Source organism: Butyricicoccus sp. AF18-9LB, assembly GCF_027684505.1.
GTDB lineage: Bacteria > Bacillota > Clostridia > Oscillospirales > Butyricicoccaceae > Agathobaculum > Agathobaculum butyriciproducens.
This window is the reverse complement of the sequence record NZ_JAQCWA010000002.1, coordinates 133,210-149,103: the sequence shown is the minus strand read 5'-3', so window position 1 is coordinate 149,103 and position 15,894 is coordinate 133,210. Positions and strand designations below refer to the sequence as shown.

At 53.7% G+C, this 15,894-nt stretch carries 21 protein-coding genes; all 21 read right to left on the bottom strand.

Going from position 1 to position 15,894, the window contains the following annotated elements:
* Positions 1–652 precede the first annotated feature (652 nt).
* The 21 genes from PGY33_RS02625 to infA all read right to left on the bottom strand — a co-directional run bounded on the left by PGY33_RS02625 (position 653) and on the right by infA (position 15,885).
* The gene (locus tag PGY33_RS02625) at positions 653–1,174 is read right to left on the bottom strand and encodes a hypothetical protein (RefSeq protein ID WP_118478064.1); all 522 of its coding nucleotides are present in this window, start codon (positions 1,172–1,174) and stop codon (positions 653–655) included.
* A 130-nt stretch (positions 1,175–1,304) separates the two neighbouring features.
* Positions 1,305–2,213 carry a riboflavin biosynthesis protein RibF gene (ribF, locus tag PGY33_RS02620; protein ID WP_118478062.1) on the bottom strand — a complete coding sequence of 303 codons (909 nt, stop codon included), beginning with the start codon at positions 2,211–2,213 and terminating at the stop codon, positions 1,305–1,307.
* Between the two features lie 151 nt (positions 2,214–2,364).
* Positions 2,365–3,282, bottom strand: coding sequence for a tRNA pseudouridine(55) synthase TruB (truB, locus tag PGY33_RS02615; protein ID WP_118478060.1), 918 nt, complete (start codon positions 3,280–3,282; stop codon positions 2,365–2,367).
* Positions 3,269–4,228 carry a DHH family phosphoesterase gene (locus PGY33_RS02610; RefSeq protein ID WP_270477223.1) on the bottom strand — a complete coding sequence of 320 codons (960 nt, stop codon included), beginning with the start codon at positions 4,226–4,228 and terminating at the stop codon, positions 3,269–3,271. Before PGY33_RS02610 ends, truB begins: the two co-directional genes overlap by 14 nt.
* Positions 4,225–4,596, bottom strand: a complete 372-nt coding sequence (rbfA, locus tag PGY33_RS02605) for a 30S ribosome-binding factor RbfA (protein ID WP_270477222.1) — start codon at positions 4,594–4,596, stop codon at positions 4,225–4,227. Before rbfA ends, PGY33_RS02610 begins: the two co-directional genes overlap by 4 nt.
* A gap of 250 nt (positions 4,597–4,846) precedes the next feature.
* The gene (gene infB, locus PGY33_RS02600) at positions 4,847–7,156 is read right to left on the bottom strand and encodes a translation initiation factor IF-2 (protein WP_118478056.1); all 2,310 of its coding nucleotides are present in this window, start codon (positions 7,154–7,156) and stop codon (positions 4,847–4,849) included.
* A gap of 211 nt (positions 7,157–7,367) precedes the next feature.
* On the bottom strand, positions 7,368–8,180 hold the full coding sequence (locus PGY33_RS02595) for a ribosomal L7Ae/L30e/S12e/Gadd45 family protein (RefSeq protein WP_270477220.1): 813 nt from the start codon (positions 8,178–8,180) through the stop codon (positions 7,368–7,370).
* Positions 8,170–8,451, bottom strand: coding sequence for an RNase P modulator RnpM (gene rnpM / locus PGY33_RS02590; protein WP_117489855.1), 282 nt, complete (start codon positions 8,449–8,451; stop codon positions 8,170–8,172). Before rnpM ends, PGY33_RS02595 begins: the two co-directional genes overlap by 11 nt.
* A gap of 22 nt (positions 8,452–8,473) precedes the next feature.
* Positions 8,474–9,538, bottom strand: coding sequence for a transcription termination factor NusA (gene nusA / locus PGY33_RS02585; RefSeq protein WP_110435381.1), 1,065 nt, complete (start codon positions 9,536–9,538; stop codon positions 8,474–8,476).
* A gap of 21 nt (positions 9,539–9,559) precedes the next feature.
* Complete coding sequence (gene rimP / locus PGY33_RS02580) at positions 9,560–10,024, bottom strand: ribosome maturation factor RimP (RefSeq protein ID WP_242988106.1); 465 nt, start codon at positions 10,022–10,024, stop codon at positions 9,560–9,562.
* Positions 10,025–10,223: 199 nt separating this feature from the next.
* A complete protein-coding gene (locus PGY33_RS02575; protein WP_270477218.1) occupies positions 10,224–10,397 on the bottom strand; it encodes a hypothetical protein in 174 nt (57 codons plus the stop codon).
* 34 nt (positions 10,398–10,431) lie between these two features.
* Complete coding sequence (locus PGY33_RS02570) at positions 10,432–11,130, bottom strand: copper amine oxidase N-terminal domain-containing protein (protein ID WP_270477216.1); 699 nt, start codon at positions 11,128–11,130, stop codon at positions 10,432–10,434.
* 123 nt (positions 11,131–11,253) lie between these two features.
* Positions 11,254–11,484: a hypothetical protein gene (locus PGY33_RS02565; protein WP_270477215.1), complete on the bottom strand. Its 231-nt coding sequence runs from the start codon at positions 11,482–11,484 to the stop codon at positions 11,254–11,256.
* Between the two features lie 101 nt (positions 11,485–11,585).
* Positions 11,586–11,963, bottom strand: a complete 378-nt coding sequence (locus PGY33_RS02560) for a DUF2500 domain-containing protein (RefSeq protein WP_442865557.1) — start codon at positions 11,961–11,963, stop codon at positions 11,586–11,588.
* A gap of 185 nt (positions 11,964–12,148) precedes the next feature.
* The gene (gene rplQ, locus PGY33_RS02555) at positions 12,149–12,493 is read right to left on the bottom strand and encodes a 50S ribosomal protein L17 (protein ID WP_110435384.1); all 345 of its coding nucleotides are present in this window, start codon (positions 12,491–12,493) and stop codon (positions 12,149–12,151) included.
* A gap of 179 nt (positions 12,494–12,672) precedes the next feature.
* Positions 12,673–13,620 carry a DNA-directed RNA polymerase subunit alpha gene (locus tag PGY33_RS02550; protein ID WP_110435385.1) on the bottom strand — a complete coding sequence of 316 codons (948 nt, stop codon included), beginning with the start codon at positions 13,618–13,620 and terminating at the stop codon, positions 12,673–12,675.
* Positions 13,621–13,704: 84 nt separating this feature from the next.
* Positions 13,705–14,298 carry a 30S ribosomal protein S4 gene (gene rpsD, locus PGY33_RS02545; RefSeq protein WP_110435386.1) on the bottom strand — a complete coding sequence of 198 codons (594 nt, stop codon included), beginning with the start codon at positions 14,296–14,298 and terminating at the stop codon, positions 13,705–13,707.
* An 18-nt stretch (positions 14,299–14,316) separates the two neighbouring features.
* Complete coding sequence (rpsK, locus tag PGY33_RS02540; protein WP_031472201.1) at positions 14,317–14,721, bottom strand: 30S ribosomal protein S11; 405 nt, start codon at positions 14,719–14,721, stop codon at positions 14,317–14,319.
* A 16-nt stretch (positions 14,722–14,737) separates the two neighbouring features.
* Entirely contained in the window at positions 14,738–15,106 is a 369-nt protein-coding gene (gene rpsM, locus PGY33_RS02535) for a 30S ribosomal protein S13 (RefSeq protein ID WP_031472203.1), read from the bottom strand.
* A 317-nt stretch (positions 15,107–15,423) separates the two neighbouring features.
* The gene (rpmJ, locus tag PGY33_RS02530; protein WP_031472205.1) at positions 15,424–15,537 is read right to left on the bottom strand and encodes a 50S ribosomal protein L36; all 114 of its coding nucleotides are present in this window, start codon (positions 15,535–15,537) and stop codon (positions 15,424–15,426) included.
* 129 nt (positions 15,538–15,666) lie between these two features.
* Positions 15,667–15,885, bottom strand: coding sequence for a translation initiation factor IF-1 (infA, locus tag PGY33_RS02525; RefSeq protein ID WP_110435387.1), 219 nt, complete (start codon positions 15,883–15,885; stop codon positions 15,667–15,669).
* Positions 15,886–15,894: the final 9 nt, after the last annotated feature.

The window sequence follows — 15,894 nt, the reverse complement described above, 5'->3', positions numbered from 1 at the left end:
CTCCTCCTTTCACCACCAACACGTTTTGCAGCGGCAAATCGTTCCCGCTGCCGCCGGATTTTTTGAGATTTCGGCCTATTTTCCCTTTGCTTTGTGTTTGCCTACAATTTACAGAGGTTATTCTTGTGATATATGCACAAAAACTTTCGCGTTTTCTCTGGAACATTAAACAAAAAATCTATTGCATTTTTATCTAAAACGACTATAATAATAATTGTTCTAAGGAACACAACAAATCGACAATAACCAACAACCACATTGGTTTTTATATTTCATTTGCTCTCTTTTTTTCTTTTTTCTTTCTTTACTCTTTACCTGCTCTTTGAGGGAAAATCGCCGTCTGATTCATCAGGCGGCTTTTTTCCGCCTTGCGGCAAAAAAGCTGCGGTTTAACCGCAGCTTTCAGTCTGTCGATAAAGTCAATCTATCGTTTTTACTTTTCGTGCGGCAGCATGCATAAAATAGAATTTGCACAGCAAATTCATAATTCCCGGGGGCGTGTACCTCGGGAATTATACAAGGGACGAAAAATTGTGCCCGTAGGGCGCGGCTTTTCGTCAAGATTCGATTGAAAGCGTGGTTTCAATCGAGAGGCTGCTCGAAAAACGGAGTTTTTCGACAGCCTCAAAGCTGCGGTTTAACCGCAGCTTTTTTAGTTTGTTCCGACAGTATGCGTTACAGCGCTGCCTGTGGTATCATACGGATACAGGGTATTCAGAGCCGCCGCAAGCGCCGGACTCTCCAGCGTATACCATCTGTCCTTGCCATGTAGTTCTGTTTTCAGCAGCAGCAATTCTTCCGAATCATTCCTGCACAGAAAGAGCATATAATCTGCTTCCGCGCTGTCTATTTGCACTGCAACGACGCACGGAATCCTGGTATTCGTGCCGTACGGTGTCCATCTGCCCGGAAAGCGCCGCTTGCCCTTACTGTCTGCAAGCAGCTGCACGATCGTCTCCCGATTTTCCGCAGAAAGTGTAATTTCTTCGGACGGGAACGCATAGTTATAAATCGTTTTGCTCGTCACCGGCGTATAGCTGTACGCCTTCCACGAAAACGAATCATCGACTGCACAGCCGATCTTCCGTGGTGCAAAGAATATGCCATAGATCCCAACCGCACAAAGCAGAAGGAGCAGCGCCGCTGTCACTGCACATTTGACCGATTTCTTCATATTGTCTTCCTCCCGATTCTCTATCCTTATTCTTGTACCTTGATGATACCGAACGATCCCTTGATTGTCAACCAAATTGTTCCCTGAGATACAGAAAGGCGGTACCGCTATGCAGCGATACCGCCTTTTCTTATTTCTCTTTGAAAAATTCTCTGGTCTGCTGCACATTTTCCTCGATGGCGGTCTTGAGCGCCTCCACCGATTCAAACTGCATTTCCGGACGCAGGAACTTATGCAGCTCCACATGGATCATCTTGCCGTACAGATCGCCCGCAAAGTCAAGCAGATGCGGCTCGATGGTCGGTGCACCGCCGTCTAAAAATGTCGGCTTTACACCGATATTGGTCGCTGCGATATAGCTCTGTCCGTCCACCAGAACGCGGGTTGCGTACACACCGTACGGCGGCAGCGCCATTTCGGTCGGCAGACGCAGATTGACCGTCGGCACCTGCAGCACGCTTGTGCCGACACGCCGTCCGTGCTCCACAATACCGGAAACCGTATACGGATGACCGAGAAACTTAGCCGCACCTTCCATATCGCCCTGCGAAATCAGCTGACGAATATAGGTGGAGGACACCACAATGCCGCCAATCTTGACATCCTCAATGCAGTCATAGCCGATGCCGGCCTTTTCACACTCAATAGCCATGCCTTCTGCGTTGCCCTGCCCCTTATAGCCGAAACGGTTATTGCGCCCCGAGATGATCCAGCCCGCGTTAAAGCGGCCGATGAGCAGCTTGTGGATAAAGTCGCGCCAGTCCATGTGCTGCATTTCATGGTCAAAGTGGCCGAAAATAACCTCGTCCACACCGCCGAGCTTTTTGATCTCCTCGGTGCGATATGCATTTGCGGTCAGCAGCGGCACCTGACGGCCCATAACGACCGAATCCGGATGCACATCAAACGTAAAAACCGCACTCGTGCCGCCGATTTGCTTGGCACGCTCGACCGCACGCTGCATGAGCGCCCGATGGCCCAGATGCACACCGTCAAAGTAGCCGAGCGCGATGGCACGCGGCTTTGTAACTTCTATCATAAGGGAATCCCCCTGAAAAAATTGATAATTGAAAATTGAGAATTGAGAATGAATGTGGCGCTTCGCGCTTATTAAATCATCGCGCAAGGCGCGATACCTTCATTATCCATTTTCCATTTTCAATTCTCCATTTCTGCTTGTATGCAAAAACTTATCGGAAGTTTTTGTATACAAACAGACCTAAACCGCCCTTATCCAGCTCTCTCACCTGACCGAGCATAAGGAACCTGTCCTGATGGTACACACGGCAGATGGTATCTGCGGTCTCCGGCAGACTGTCGGTCTGGCGCGGAAACACAACTGCACCTCTCGCAATGCGCTCCGCGCCCTCGTCGGTGAGCGAAACAGCGAGTCTATCGGTAAACAGGCTGTCGGTCGGCAGCAGAAGCTGCTGCATGGTGCCCTCTGCCATTGCCTGCTCACACTCGGCAAAGGTATGGCACTGCGCCAGCTCATATGCGCCCGAACGGGTGCGCTCCAGACTGTGCAGCACGGCCAGCGTGCCCAGCTTTTCGCCAAGGTCATTGACCAGTGTGCGGACATAGGTGCCCTTGCTGACCTTACACCGCAGCGTGCCCTTCTGGGCATTCTCGTCGAAGTCGAGCAGGTCCATTTCGTGCACAATGATATCGCGTGCCGGACGCTCGACTTCCCTGCCCTTGCGGGCCAGATCGTACAGCTTCTGGCCGTTCACCTTGACCGCCGAATACATGGGCGGTACCTGCTGCTGTGGGCCGACAAAGCGCCGTACCATCTGCTTTACTGCGTATTCCGCGGCGTAGCGTTCGCTGGTCTGGAGCATTTCGCCGGTGACATCCTGTGTATCTGTGCAGTAGCCGAGCGTAAACCCGGCAACGTATTCCTTATCCTGCGCTGCGGCAAAATCTGCCGCCTTGGTCGCACCGCCGACAAATACCGGCAGAACACCGGTCGCCATTGGGTCCAGTGTGCCGCCGTGACCGATCCTGCGCGTATGCAGAATGCCTCGCAGCTTGGCTACCACGTCATGTGAGGTAAAGCCCTGCGGCTTGTTCATCAGCAGGATGCCGTTCAGGTCACTTTGCTGCATGAAACTGCTCCTCTGCCGCCTTCAGCATAGCAGCCTTGGCTTCCGCCATGCCGCAGGTGAAGCTTGCACCTGCCGCACGGACATGACCGCCGCCGCCGACCTTCTTGCAGATAGCAGCCGCGTCCATCTCCTTGGTGGTGCGGACGGAAACGCGAACCGTACCGTCCGGCTTCTCGGTCAGCGTGATGCCGATCTGTACGCCCTCAATCTGGCGCGTGAGCGATGCAATCGAGTCCAGATCGTCCATATCCGCGCCTGCATGGTCGATATCCCTGCGCCAGAGCACGGCAACCGCGATCGCGCCGTTCTCATGGAACTCCATCGTATCAAATACAATGCGCTCCATCTCAAACCGCGGACGCGATTTGGTCTCAAACAGCACGCGGTTGATCTCACCGCCGTCGATACCGGCAGTCAAGCAGGCCGCCGCTACCGCATGCGAATGCGCGGTCGTGTTGGAGAACTTAAAGCAGCCCGTATCGGTCGAAACACCGATATAAATGCACTCTGCAATATCGGCTGTGAACTTAACGCCGAGCGCGGTCAGCACATCGTACAGCACCTCGGCACAGCCGCCTGCATCCGGCCGGATGAGGTTTTTTTTGCCGAAGCCGTCGTTCGAGCCGTGATGGTCAATGACCAAATCGACCTTGCTCTTGTACCTCTCGGCCGTGTCCGGAAACAGCTTCTCCTCAGCGATATCAGTCGAAACCACATACGCCGGAACGAAATCCTCCGGCGGATAATACGGCACGATCAGCGGCGCATAACGCCTGGTGATCTCCGGATTTTCCAGAATATATGCGCGCTTGCCAATCTGCTGCAGACCGCGGCAGAGCGCACCGGCACAGCCTGCCGTATCGCCGTCCGGTCTGCGGTGAGTCAGGATGAGAATGTCGTCCGCTGCCTGCAGCGCAGCAGCAGCGCCAGCAACGTCAACGATCATTCTGCGTCCTCCTCTCCCAGCTTGCCTTCATTTTTCAGCTCGTGCAGCACCTCGGAGATGTGTGCACCGTGGGTGATGGACTGATCCAGCTCAAATACCAGCTCCGGCGCGTAGCGCAGCTGTACCTTGTGGCCAACCTCGCGGCGCAGCCAGCCTGCAGCGGACTTCAGGCCCTTCATCACGTCCCTGGTCTGCTGCTCACTGCCGAGTACGGAAATATAGCACTTCGCATAACGCAGATCGTTGGTAATATCGCAGTGTACCACAGAAACCATAGCCTCCTGCACACGCGGGTCCTTGACAGAGCGCATCGCCTCCGCCAGAGCCTTCATCACTTCTTCGGAAATACGATCAATTCGAGTAGACATAACTTTCCTCCTTTGAGGATTGATTAAAATCTGCTTGTACAGAAAATGCGATAAGCATTTTCACACGCACCGCAGTGCGTAATTCAATTCCCTATAAACATCGAGCTTTGCCCGATGTTTATACCACTGCCCGTGCCGCAGCGGCGCGGCCTCGTCCGCCGTGCGGACGAGAGGGGGTTATCCAAATTGGTTTCCTTGGGAACCAATTTGGTATCTAAGGGGGACAGCGTCCCCCTTAGAAGAAGCGGTTTTACCGCTTCACTTCTTCCATAACAAAGCACTCAATGATATCGCCTTCCTTGATATCATTGTAGTTCTCGATGCTCATGCCGCACTCATAAGAGGTTGCAACTTCCTTCACATCGTCCTTGAAGCGCTTGAGGGTATTCAGGTGGCCCTCGTGGAATACGATGCCGTCACGGACTACGCGAACCTCAGCGTTACGCTGAATCTTGCCGTCCTGTACATAGCAGCCTGCAACCGCGCCTGCGCCGGTGATCTTGAACACCTGACGAACCTCTGCGTGGCCGAGAACAACTTCCTTGAACTTCGGCTCGAGCATGCCCTTCATGGCCTGCTCCATCTCCTCGATGGCATCATAAATAACGCGGTACATACGCATATCAACGCCCTGCTGTGCAGCGGAGTCGGTAGCGGTGCGGTCCGGACGAACGTTAAAGCCAACAATGATCGCGCCGGAAGCAGCAGCCAGCATAACGTCGGACTCGTTGATGGCGCCAACGGCACCGTGGATAACGCGCACGCGAACCTCTTCGTTGGTCAGCTTCTCGAGAGAGGAACGAACCGCCTCGACAGAGCCCTGAACGTCTGCCTTGACGATGATATTCAGCTCCTTCATCTCGCCCTGCTGGATGGAATCGAACAGGTTATCGAGCGTTACCTTGTGGAACAGCTTGTTGCGCTCTTCCTTCTCCTTGTCCTTGCGCTGCTCAACCAGCTCACGAGCCATCTTCTCGTCGTCTACGGCGTCAAAGATGTCGCCTGCACCCGGAACCTCAGCCAGACCGATGATCTCGACCGGAACAGACGGGCCTGCGGACTCAATCTTCTTGCCGTCGTCGTTGGTCATTGCGCGAACGCGGCCGACAGAGGTACCCGCGATAACGGTATCGCCTGCATGCAGGGTGCCGTTCTGTACCAGAAGGGTTGCAACCGGGCCACGGCCCTTATCCAGCTTTGCCTCGATGACGGTACCGTGCGCCTTGCGGTTCGGGTTTGCCTTGAGGTCAGCCATTTCAGCAGTAAGCAGTACCATTTCGAGCAGGTTGTCAATGCCCTGACCGAACTTTGCGGAGATGTTGCAGACGATGGTCTGACCGCCCCACTCCTCCGGTACCAGCTCGTACTCGGTCAGCTGCTGCAGAACACGATCCGGGTTTGCACCCTGCTTGTCGATCTTGTTTACGGCAACGATGATCGGCACGTTTGCCGCCTTGGCGTGGTTGATAGCCTCGATGGTCTGCGGCATAACGCCGTCATCGGCTGCTACGACCAGAATGGCGATATCGGTTACCTGCGCACCGCGTGCACGCATGGAGGTAAACGCAGCGTGACCCGGGGTATCGAGGAAGGTGATCGGCTTGCCGTCAACCTCAACGCGGTATGCGCCGATGTGCTGGGTAATGCCGCCGGCCTCGCCCTCGATGACCTTGGTCTTGCGGATCGCGTCGAGCAGAGAGGTCTTGCCGTGGTCAACGTGACCCATAACAACAACGACCGGATCGCGCGGCTGCAGCTCCTCTTCCTTGTCCTCGTGCTCGTCGAACAGCTGCTCCTCGATGGTAACGTGTACTTCCTTCTCAACCTTGCAGCCCATTTCCTCTGCAACGATGGCTGCGGTATCGTAGTCGATCACCTCAGAGATGGACGCCATAACGCCCAGCTTGATGAGACCCTTGATAACATCCGCTGCGGTGCGCTTCATACGGGAAGCCAGTTCACCGACGGAAATCTCCTCCGGAATCATTACCTTAACCGGAATCTTCTTAAGTGCTGCCATCTGCTGCTGACGCTGCAGGCGGCGCATCTTCTCCTGCTCCTCCTGACGGCGCTTGTTGCCGAACGGCTTGGAGCGCTGGTCGGACTTCTTGGTCAGCTTCTGCTTCTTGCTGCCCTTGGACTCCATTCGCTCGGCCTTTGCGTCAACCAGCTTATCTACATGATCATCATATTTTGCAAGGTTTACGTCGCCGGTGCCGCGGGTATCAATGCGGTGAACCTGCTTTACCTTGCTCTGTGTCGGCTGCTGCTGCACGATAGGCTCCTCTCTCTTGGACTCGGTCTGCTGTTTGGTTTCCGCCTTGGACTGCTCCGGCTTCTTGCGGGATGCGCCCTGTGCGTTCAGCGTACCTTCCATGTCTCTTACTTGATTATGCTGGGTGAGATACTCGAAAATGACCGACAGGTCGGTATCGTCAAGCACCTGCATGTGATTCTTCGGTGCAGAGCGATACTTCGTCAGGATTTCGGTGATCTCCTTGGTGGATACGCCGAAGTCCTTTGCAACCTCGTGTACCCGATATTTATTGTCTAATGCCATGGGCAATAACCTCCTTTTGACTTCGATTGAAACCACGGTTTCAATCGAGAGTAGGCTGTGCCGCGCTAACGCGCGGACAAAGCCTTGGCGCAGTTTTGCGCGTCGCTGCGCGGCACACAAAACTGCTTTCTGGTATCAAATGCACGGGCAAAGCTCGCACATTTGATGCAAAGCTGCGCTTTGCTATTTATATACGCGCTTCGCGCGGGAATCAGGTTTTATTGCGGAAGCTGCGCTTGCCGCTGTTGAAGCTCGGCTTACCTGTGCTGCTTTTACGGAACGGACGGTCGCTATCCTTACGGAACGGACGCTTCTCGCCGTCGTTCTTGCGATACGGACGGTCGCCTTCCTTACGGTACGGACGCTTATCGCCGTCGTTCTTGCGATACGGACGATATTCGCCGTCCTTGCGGAACGGGCGCTTCTCGCCGTCGTTCTTGCGATACGAACGGTCGCCTTCCTTGCGGTACGGGCGCTTATCGCCGTCGGCTTTACGGTAAGGACGCTTATTCTCATCGTTCTTCCGATAGGGACGCTTCTCTCCGGACGGCTTACGGTAGGTGCGCTTCGGCTTCTCCTCTGCCGATTTTTCGGTCTTGACCGGCGCTTCCTCAGTCTTTTCCGCCTTATCCTTATGCTTTTTGATGCCCCTGCGGGACTGGATCTTTGCGTTTTTTTCGCTAAGCTGCTGCGCCACTTCGGTGTATGCAGGATCCTGCTCCGCCAGCTTGTTTACAGCTGCCGCCGCCATACCGATGTCCGCTACCGCGCACATCGCGCAGCCTGCCTTGCCGATCGCGCTGCCGAGTTCCAGCTTGCCGTGCGGCAGCGTCACGCACGGAACATTGGCCTTATCGGCGTAAAATGCGGCCTTTTTCGCTGCATTTGCGCCTGCGTCGCCCGCGATGAACACACAGCGGGTCTTGTGGTCGAAGCACGCTTCACGCACCAGCTCGTCACCGTAGGCCAGCTTGCCGGCACGGCGTGCCAGACCGAGCATTCTCAGAACCGGATCAGTTGCCATTTGCACCCTCCTGTTCCATCTGCTGCTCAAGCTGATCGTAAACCGACTCGGGCACCTCTACACTGAGCGCACGCTCGATCGCACGGCTCTTGCGGGCCTTTTTCAGACATTCCGGCTTGCCGCACAGGTATGCGCCGCGGCCGGGTGCCTTGCCCTTGAAATCCAGCGAAAGCTCACCTTCCGGCGAACGCACCACGCGGATCAGCTCCCGTTTCGGGAACATTTCACGGCAGCCGAGGCACTGCCGCATGGGAATCTTCTTCTGTACCATATTCTGCCGCACCTCCGCTTGCTTATTCGCCCTGAGACTCAGGAGCGATATCGATCTTGCAGCCGGTCAGCTTGGCAGCCAGACGCGCGTTCTGGCCTTCCTTGCCGATGGCGAGGGACAGCTGATCATCCGGAACGATGACGCGGCAGGACTTGTTGTCCGCCTGCATGGTGGCATTGATAACATCAGCCGGAGCGAGTGCCGCAGAAACGAACTGCGCCATATCCTCGTTCCACTTGATGATATCGATCTTCTCGCCGTTCAGCTCGCCGGTGATGTTGGCAACACGCGCACCGCGGGTACCAACGCATGCACCGATCGGATCGACGTTCTCATCGTGAGAAACAACAGCGATCTTGGTGCGATTGCCTGCCTCACGCGCGATGGACTTGACCTCGACGATACCGGAGTGGATCTCCGGCACCTCCAGCTCAAACAGACGCTTAACCAGACCCGGATGGGTGCGGGAAACAACGACCTGCGGGCCGCGGGTGCCGCGGCGAACCTCGATGAGGTAAACCTTCAGGCGCTGACCCTCGGTCAGAACCTCACCGCGCACCTGCTCGGAAGCGGCCAGAACAGCCTCGCTCTTCTCGCCGCCGGAAACAACATCCAGATAAGCAGTGCCGGAGCGCGGATCGATGCGGGCAACCACGCCGTTCAGGATCTCGTGCTCCTTGCTCTCGAACTCGGAGATAACCATGCCGCGCTCTGCCTCGCGGATGCCCTGGATGATAACCTGCTTTGCAGTCTGGGCAGCAATGCGGCCGAAGGACTTGGTCGGGATGTCGATATCAATGATATCGCCTACCATCGGGTTATTCTTGTACTCAGCAGCCTCCTCGAGAGTGATCTCCTCGTACGGCTCGTACAGGTCCTCCGCCTTGACAACCGTCTTGCGGACAAACATGTGAATGGTCTTCTTGTCGCGGTCCGGCTCAACATAAACATTGTCGGTCATGCCGTCGTTATCGCGCTTGTAGGCGGTGATCAGCGCCTGACCTACACGGTCGAGCATATAGTCTACCGGAATGCCTTTTTCCTTTTCCAGCTGTTCCAGCGCGTCAAAAAATTCTGCGTTAACCATTTTTTCCTATTCAGCTCCTTCTTATATCTCTACCGCCAGTCGAACTGCGGCAATGTCTTTGGGTTCGTATACAGTGGTCTCGCCGTTCACTTCCAGTGTTACAGCGCCGTTGTCATAGCCGGCGAGTGTGCCCTCGATCTGCTTCATACCGTTCATCGGCTTGTAGAAGCCGACTTCGACGGTCTGACCCATGAACGCCTGGAAATGCTCCGGGCGCTTGAGGCGGCGCGACATACCGGCCGAGGAAACACACAGCGTGTAGGACGGCATATCGTCAAATTCCTTTTCATCCAGCATGGGATCGAGTGCGCGCGAAACCTGCTCGCACTGGTCGATATTAACGCCTTCCGGACGATCCACGGTGACGGTCAGCATGTACTGTCCGCCCTCTTTTTCAAACTCCACATCCCACAGGGAAACACCAGCCTGTTCACACAAAGGCTTTACCAGTTCCTCTACGCGGGCTACGATCTGCTTTGCCTGCAAAGCCGTCCCTCCTTACTGAAAAATTTTCTCCGAGCAAAGCGTAAGGAGTGGCACTTGGCCACTCCTTACGGTTACTTATCATCTTACACTGATAGTATATCACGCATTGCCGTACATTGCAAGCGTTTTTGCAATAAAAATATCCGTTTTTACCGTGAAAATGCACAAATTTAGGCGTGTGAGCCGCAAATTTTGCAGATTAGCGGCTGCTGCCGTGTCTCAGCTCATGCAGGATGCACAGTCCCATGGCCAAGATGGGAAACAGGATGCGCAGACTGAGGAAACCCATTGGGTCACCGAAGTCGATGTTTGCATCCAGTATCAGGCCGATAAACCAGCCTAATATGGTGAGTAAGGTCGCTTTCAGGTACATAATCTCTATCTCCTTTTTTTATTCCAACTGCCAATTACTTAAATTCACGCCAGTTGAACGAATCATAAAAAGATTCCAACTCAACACTATAACTAATACCATTTACATTTGCTTCGTTTTCACTACGAGAAAAAGCACTCCACAAATTCATATTAGAATAACTCTTTTGATTATACATTGCTGTATAATTCTTTACTGCATTTCTATATGCCGGAATAAACTCATTATAAAGCGGCAATAGTTCTTCTTCCAAAAGCGAATAGTTGATATTTTCCTTTTGCAATGTCTGTAACATTTTCTCGTTCCGGCTAATAAGAGCTTCACTATCCGGATTTCTTGTTGCTGGATTTATTGTAAATAAATTCGCGTTGATTGATTCATTATAAAGATCAAGTTCTCCTCTGCATATGGTAATTGTACGCTCCAACTTATACGCTGCTGTAACAATTTCTGTGAAATCATCATAAATCGAAATCGTCTGCGTATTGCGGTCATAGCCGATATCCGCACCGAACGCATTCGACACCGCACGAATCGGCACATAGGTCGTGCCGTTGTAGATAAACGCCTCGACCGCTTTACCGTTGGCGTCTGTCATGTCGATTGCTTCGTTGTTAAATTCCACATTGACGCCGGACGTGACGGCAATCGTCTTACGATAGGTGTTCGCCGCATAGGATGTGGTCAGAAACAGGGCAAACATCAGGATGATTGCGGGGATTCTCTTTTTCATAGCGGGACCTCCCTTTATTTATTTGTTACAGTATACCAAACAAATCCTGATATTTCAACGCCTTATTATCGAATAAGCACAAAAGCCATCCGGCATTTCTGCCGAACGGCTTTGCTATTCCATTTATATCTCAACCGACTGCACACCCGGGATATCCTCCTGCAGCCGCAGAAAATCCGCTTTATCGAAATGCCGCGGCATGGCAATGTACAGCACGATTTTTACCGAACTGCCTTCCTGCCGCTTGAGATCGATCTCGCGCACGGTGATTTTCCTCTGTGCCAGCCAGTCGTACAAACGCACAAGTTCGCCTTTGCCGTCTGTCAGACCGACCGCAAGCTCGGTCACCTGCATTTTTTCTCGCCGCTCCACACCGATCAGCAGACCGCAGACAGCCGCACCAAACAGATTATTTGAATATTTTCCGGCGTACGCAAGCCCCTCTCGAATAAAAACTATCGCTCAAACGACAGATACCGCGTCCCTTGGAAGGTCAGTCTGCCGGTATCACCCTCTGCAAGCATACCGTATTCCAAGCCGGAAACATGGAGCTCCATCCGGTCCCCGCTTTCCACCTGAAACGTGACATAATAGGTCGTGCTCGACGTTGTGTGGAAGCCGTGCGCTCCGCTCATGTCGCCTGCATTGGCATGCTGGTGATGTGATACATCTGTCCGCTTTGCAACGATCACCGCCGGTACGGTCAATCTGGGCGAATTGTTATTCTTATGCCATGTGCTTATCCCCTGTATGATTGAAAAAATGATGATGCCAAATACGACAATAAACATGATGGGGACGATGAAGCTCAATATATCAAACATTACAAACATCTTCCGGCCCTCCTTCGACGTTCCAATTTTCGATCGGACAATTTACGTTCTACCTACATAGTATCATAGGTATTCCAAAAAGGCAAAAAGAAAAAGGTTATCCAATAAGCACGCTACTGGATAACCTTTTTAGGATCATTTTTCTGTTTTGGAACAGATCGAGTCGTCAGAAGTTAAAATTTAACTTACTTAACCAGCTCGATGATCGCCATTTCAGCTGCGTCGCCACGACGCGGGCCGGTCTTGATGATGCGGGTGTAGCCACCGTTGCGGTTAGCGTACTCCGGAGCGATCTCAGAGAACAGCTTAGCAACAACAGCTTCCTTGGTTACGAAAGCCATAGCCTGACGGCGGGATGCCAGGGTGTTCTTCTTGCCCAGGGTGATCATCTTCTCAGTCAGCGGGCCTACTTCCTTGGCACGAGCGAGCGTGGTCTCAACCTTGCCGTTCTCCAGCAGGTAGGTTACCAGCGCACGCAGCATAGCCATACGGTGATCCGTAGCACGGCCGAGCTTGCGATTGTTAGCCATGTGAGTTTACCTCCAAATTAAAGTAAAGCGGCGGCGCGGTAATCGTACCGCCGCAACAGTTCAAGTAATTCCTCTTTGAAATAATCAAGTATTTTCGTTCACAGCAAGGAAGAAGCGCGTGCCGCGTACAAAGGTACGCAATCGTGCTTCTGACGAAGCTGCGGGCGGAAAGACGCAGATTATTCTTCGGACTTGGCGAGGTGGAGACCCATTGCCTCCAGCTTGCCGATAACCTCTTCCAGGGACTTGCGGCCCAGGTTACGAACCTTCATCATGTCCTCCTCAGAGGTGTTGATGAGGTCCTCAACCGTGTTGATGCCTGCGCGCTTGAGGCAGTTGAACGAACGCACGGAGAAGTCAAGCTCCTCAATGGTCATTTCAAGCACCTTATCGTGCTGCGCTTCAGCCTTTTCAACAACGGTGGACTTGGAGCCGATTTCCTCGGACAGGTCTACGAACAGATCGAGGTGGTCGCGCAGAACCTTCGCACCGAGCGAAACCGCATCGCGTGCGTTGATGGTTGCATCGGTCCATACCTCGAGTGTCAGCTTATCATAGTCGGTCAGGTCGCGTACACGGGTGTTTTCAACCGTGTAGTTTACCTTGTAAACCGGCGTGTAGATCGAATCCACCGGAATGACGCCGATGGAGGTCTGATGCTGCTTGTTCTTCTCAGCCGGAACATAGCCGCGGCCGGAAGTCATCGTAATCTCCATGGACAGACGCGCGTCGCTCATCAGGGTAGCGATGTGCAGATCCGGGTTGAGGATCTCAACCTCGCCGTCTGCATGAATATCGCCAGCCTTGACCTCGCCCTCGCCGGCGGCCTCGATGTAGACCGTCTTGGGACCATCACAATGCAGCTTGGCAATAATGCCCTTAACATTCAGCACGATTTCGGTAACGTCTTCCTTAACGCCCGGAATCGTAGAAAACTCGTGCTGCACACCAGCGATCTTGATGCTGGACGCTGCCGTGCCAGGCAGAGACGACAGCAGGATGCGGCGCAGAGAGTTGCCCAGCGTGGTGCCGTAGCCGCGCTCAAGAGGCTCTACGACGAACTTGCCGTAGGAACCGTCCTCCGCGAGCTGTTCACAGTCAATACGCGGTTTTTCGATTTCGATCATGTGGTACCCTCCTTCACGTTGGTTGGAAACTTAAGATAGAACAGGCGAAGCAGACGCCGCGCCTGTTCCAAAAGCGAGGGTCTATTATTTCGAGTACAGCTCGACGATGAGGTGCTCGGCAACATCATAGTCGATGTCGTCACGTGCAGGCATCGCAACGATCTTGCCCTCGAAGGAATCGTTAGCCTTCTCGATCCACTTCGGGCAAGCCTTCTTGCCGTTCTCTTCCAGCAGAGACTTGAACTTGGTGGTAGAACGGGACTTCTCGGAAACTGCAACTACGTCGCCCGGCTTAACCTGGTAAGACGGAATGTTAACGCGCTTGCCGTTTACGGTGAAGTGTGCATGGTTAACCAGTTGACGAGCCTCACGGCGGGTGTTAGCAAAGCCCATGCGGAAAACTACGTTGTCCAGACGGCGCTCGAGCTCCTGCAGCAGGATCTCACCGGTGATGCCCTGCTTGCGCTCAGCCTTCTCGTAGTAAGCATGGAACTGCTTCTCGAGTACGCCGTAGATGAATTTTACCTTCTGCTTTTCGTTCAGCTGCATGCCGTACTCGGACTGCTTGCGGCGGCTCTGCTTGGGCTGACGCTTCGTGGACTTGGAGTAACCAAGTACCGCAGGGGAAAGACCAAGCGTCTTGCAGCGCTTGAGAACGGGCTGGGTATTCTTAGCCATTTATTGGTTCCTCCTCTATTAAACTCGACGACGCTTGGGCGGACGGCAGCCGTTGTGCGGGATCGGGGTTACGTCCTTGATCATAGTAACCTCGAGGCCAGCGGCCTGCAGTGCACGGATTGCAGCCTCACGGCCGGAACCCGGGCCCTTAACGTATACTTCAACAGTCTTCAGACCGTGCTCCATTGCAGCAGCAGCAGCGGTTTCAGCCGCAGTCTGAGCAGCGAACGGAGTGGACTTACGCGAACCGCGGAAGCCCATTTCGCCGGAGGAAGCCCAGGAAATAGCGTTACCGTTCAGGTCGGTAATGGTAACGATCGTGTTGTTGAAAGAGGAACGGATATGTGCCGCGCCCTTTTCAATGTTCTTGCGCTCACGACGACGAGTACGGGTCGCAGCGCCCTTCTTCTGTACCTTAGCCATTTATACGTTCCCCTCCTTACTTCTTCTTGTTCGCAATGGTCTTCTTCGGGCCCTTGCGGGTACGAGCATTGGTCTTGGTGCGCTGACCGCGAACCGGCAGGCCGCGGCGATGGCGCAGGCCGCGGTAGCAGCCAATCTCAACCAGACGCTTGATATTCAGGCCGATCTCACGGCGCAGGTCACCCTCGACGTTGTAGTCGCGCTCGATGACTTCACGCAGCTTAGCAGCCTCTTCTTCGGTCAGGTCCTTAACGCGGGTATCCGGATTGATACCGGTCTTAGCAAGGATCTCGTTGGACGTTTTGCGGCCAATGCCGAAAACGTAGGTCAGGCCGATCTCCACGCGCTTCTCGCGGGGAAGGTCAACACCGGCAATACGTGCCATACTATTATAACCTCCATAGTTACACACTGAGGCGTGTTTGCAAACACAGTATAGGAGCCGCCTCCGCTCCTGCAGCGCCGCACTCGCCGTGCGTGCTTGTCGTGCTCGCGTAAACCATGATCCGCACCCCAAGGTGCGCATTTATTCGATGACTGCTTGCAGTCATCATAAAATGGACGAGATTTGCCCGTTCATTTTATACCTTGACTCAGCGATCTTGGATCGCGTCATTTCGGTATCGAAAATCAGTTTCTACTGGAACTGATTTTCGTATATAAGGACTTTTTGAAAGTCCCTATAAGCACCGTCAGGTGCTCTTAGCCCTGCTTCTGCTTGTGCTTCGGGTTCTGGCAGATAACCATAACCTTGCCCTTACGGCGAATAATCTTGCACTTCTCGCAGATCGGCTTTACAGACGGTCTTACCTTCATGTTATTTTACCTCCATCAAGATTTTGCGGAACCGTAAACGGCTCCTCTTTTGGTGGGATGGGACACCGGAAACCTGTCCGGCGACCACTGGCGCGCAGGTCACATGCGTACCTCCGCCCGCTTTTTATCTTACTTGGAACGCCAAGTGATACGACCGCGGGTCAGGTCGTAAGGCGACATCTGAACGGTGACCTTGTCGCCGGGAAGAATGCGGATAAAGTTCATGCGGAGCTTGCCCGAGATATGCGCCAGAATCTTATGGCCGTTGGGAAGCTCTACCTGAAACATTGCATTGGGCAGCGCCTCTACGACGGTACCCTCGAGCTCAATCACATCATCTTTTGCCATTGTGGTTTA